This is a genomic window from Microcystis sp. M49636_WE2 (genome assembly GCF_030065375.1).
Taxonomy (GTDB): domain Bacteria; phylum Cyanobacteriota; class Cyanobacteriia; order Cyanobacteriales; family Microcystaceae; genus Microcystis; species Microcystis aeruginosa_C.
In genome coordinates, this window is record NZ_JASJFG010000404.1 from 1 (window position 1) to 2,799 (window position 2,799).

Genomic DNA, 2,799 nt, shown 5'->3' on the forward strand with positions numbered 1-2,799 from the left:
CAGTGCCACCTATCGTTATGTTCAGACTGCTGGTTATCAGCAAGAAAGCGCCGCTAATCAATATTTATTTCCTAATTATGGCATGAATGCCCCCGGCTTCTTTTGGAATAATTGGGGAAAAGAGGTAAAAAATGCCGCTAATACCTCGGTGTTAGCTTTACCCGATAAATTATTAGCTCTCTGGGAAGGGGGTTTTCCCCATAAATTAGATTTACAATCTTTAGAAACCCTAGGTTTAGATAATTTATCTAGCTTACAAGCAAAGGAAACTTTTTCCGCTCATCCTAAAGTAGATTTGTCCAGAGGAGAGATTTTTAATTTCGGGGTGACAATCAGTGCTAAAGTTAGCTTAAATCTCTATAAGTCTGACTCCACTGGTCAAATTATCCACAAAAAAACTTTTGATTTAGATAGATTGTCGCTGCTGCATGACTTTGTTTTAGCAGGACAGTATATCGTCTTTTTCATCCCACCGATAAAAGCGGATAAGTTATCGATACTGTTGGGATTTAAAACTTTTAGTGATGCCATTCAGTGGCAGCCAGAATTAGGAACAAGAATACTAATTTTTGAGCGAGATTCTCTACAGTTAGTCAGTGAAAGTGTTACAGATTCATGGTTTCAATGGCACTTTGCTAATGGTTGTGTAAATGACCAAGGCAATCTTGAAATTGTTTTTGTCCGTTATGATGACTTTAAGACTAATCAATTTTTAAAAGAAGTTGCCACGGGTGAAACCGAAACCTTAGCCATTGGAAAATTGGCAAGTATTACCATTAATCCCCTATCAGCAAAGGTAATTAATCAGGAAATTCTCTCGGATTTAAGCTGTGATTTTCCAGTGGTTTCCCCGCAACTGGTGGGACAAAAATGGCAAAATACTTTTTTAGCTGTCCATCGTCCCGATAGCGATATTCGTCGGGAAATTATCGGACTTCCCGCTTGTTATAATCACTCCACAGGTAAGTTAACTATTGCCTATCTGGAAAATAACTGTTATGGTACTGAACCGATTTTTGTCTGCGATGGTTTATCTCCAGAGACAGGATGGTTAATCGTCGTAGTTTACGACGGCAATAATCACAGCAGCCAAGTGAGAATCTATGATAGTCAGCAGCTAGAAAAAGAACCCCTTTGTTGTCTGCAATTACCCAGTGTTATCCCTCCGGGGTTTCACGGTACTTGGCAAGAAAAATCAGAAAAAGGCGCTATTTAGAAAACGGGTTTCTTAATTAGAAAACGGGTTTCTTTGAGAAACCCATTTTCTGGACTTGTGAGAGAGAAGCTTTATTCGACTTCTCAACGGTTGAAGATTTAATCAATTGGTTAAATACTTTAACTGCCTAGTTTTGACGTTAGTGATCGCCTTTTGTCCATCACCCGCTAAAATTGTCATAATGAAACAAACAACCGCTAATTATGATGAACCCTGGAAAGAAGCTTTAACCGAGTATTTTGAGGCGTTTTTACATTTCTTCTTTCCTGAAGTTCACCAACTAATCAGTTATCAGTTATCAGTTATCAGTTATCAGTTATCAGTTATCAGTTATCAGTGACTAATTGGAAGCAAGTAGCAATCCCTTTGCTATAATCGTCATGGCACACCTGAAAACAAAAGCGACTACTGGGAAGCTGCCAGAACGGGAACAGTGGAAGTGGAGGTTAATCAGGGGATTATATGAAAAGGAGTTCGAGAGAGAACAGATAATTAAACTGTTTGAAATCATCGACAATATGATGACTTTATCCTCTGAATTGCAGTCAAGTTTAGAGAGTAAAATCAAACAATTTGAGGAGGAAAGAACCATGCCTTTAGTAAGTAATATGGAGTTACGAGGGATAGAACGCGGTAAGGAAATAGGCAAGGAAATTGGCAAGGAAATTGGTAAGGAAATTGGTAAGGAAATAGGCAAGGAAATTGGGTTCTTCGTTACTTGGTATGGTTCGATAGGGGGTATAAATCGACTAAATCCTTATCTGGCAATAGATTTAATTGATTAGTTCGCTCTAGATCGAAAACAATTGGCAAAAATCGCAGCAACGCCTGTCTCTATAAGGGTTTTATTCCTTACAATCCCGTCCATTGCATAAGACAAACCGAAGAACCGGAAATTGGTGCGTTAGAAAAAAGCCGTGATGACATAAAAACAGTTTTAACTGTGCGGTTTGGAGAGATTTCTTCAGAAATTGAAGAGATAATCGGCAAAATCACTAACCCTACTATCTTAGAAGAGCTACTAAAATTAGCAGCCACTGCTAATTCTCTCGCAGAATTTAGGCAGTCTTTCGCAAAAATCCAATCCTAGAACTTCTTTAGAAAACGGGTTTCTGCAAACGCCTATTTAGAAACCCGTTTTCTTGTATAAATGTTAATTTTTGTCATAGCACCCTTGAAAGATTGGCGATTTTTTGCATAAAATAGCACCAGTCGTCTTTTGCGTTCAATGTCATGACTTCTACCCTGTTGCCGAGCCTTCCTGCTGTTTACGATATTTTGTTCGATTTCGCTCAATCTGATGGTTTTTGGGCAAATTTAGAAACTGCTTTTGGCACAAGTTATGATGTGGTTAAAGCGACGCAATTACGACAGCAGTGGCAAAGTCGAGATTTTAGTCAACTTCCCCCTATTACAGTTAAAAACCTTGGCAATTCAGGGATTTTCGGCGCATATTCCAGCAGTATTAATAAGATTTATATTTCTCAAGCGCTGATTGATTCGGGGGACGCTACCACCCTCAAAGCGGTGTTATTAGAAGAAATTGGGCATTTTATCGACGCGCAAATCAACAGCAGCGATAC

The 2,799-nt window shown here is 38.9% G+C and carries 3 protein-coding genes and 3 pseudogenes; all 6 read left to right on the forward strand.

Features of this window, described 5'->3' with window-relative positions:
* On the forward strand, positions 1-1,216 hold a 1,216-nt coding region (locus PX484_RS09690), incomplete at its 5' end, for a carotenoid oxygenase family protein (protein ID WP_288103646.1).
* 65 nt (positions 1,217-1,281) lie between these two features.
* Positions 1,282-1,347 (forward strand): annotated as a pseudogene (locus tag PX484_RS09695) (DUF4351 domain-containing protein); the annotation flags it as partial.
* A gap of 50 nt (positions 1,348-1,397) precedes the next feature.
* Positions 1,398-1,556 (forward strand): hypothetical protein, encoded by a 159-nt coding sequence (locus tag PX484_RS09700; protein WP_287766780.1) that lies wholly within the window; start codon positions 1,398-1,400, stop codon positions 1,554-1,556.
* Positions 1,557-1,560: 4 nt separating this feature from the next.
* Positions 1,561-2,001 (forward strand): hypothetical protein, encoded by a 441-nt coding sequence (locus PX484_RS09705; protein ID WP_288103648.1) that lies wholly within the window; start codon positions 1,561-1,563, stop codon positions 1,999-2,001.
* A gap of 107 nt (positions 2,002-2,108) precedes the next feature.
* Positions 2,109-2,306 (forward strand): annotated as a pseudogene (locus tag PX484_RS25995) (hypothetical protein); the annotation flags it as partial.
* 143 nt (positions 2,307-2,449) lie between these two features.
* Positions 2,450-2,799, forward strand: a pseudogene (locus PX484_RS09710) (hypothetical protein); the annotation flags it as partial.

Bases quoted from the DNA above. Each gene is read 5' to 3' on its own strand.
- PX484_RS09700 (WP_287766780.1), top strand. From the start codon at position 1,398: ATGAAACAAACAACCGCTAATTATGATGAACCCTGGAAAGAAGCTTTA.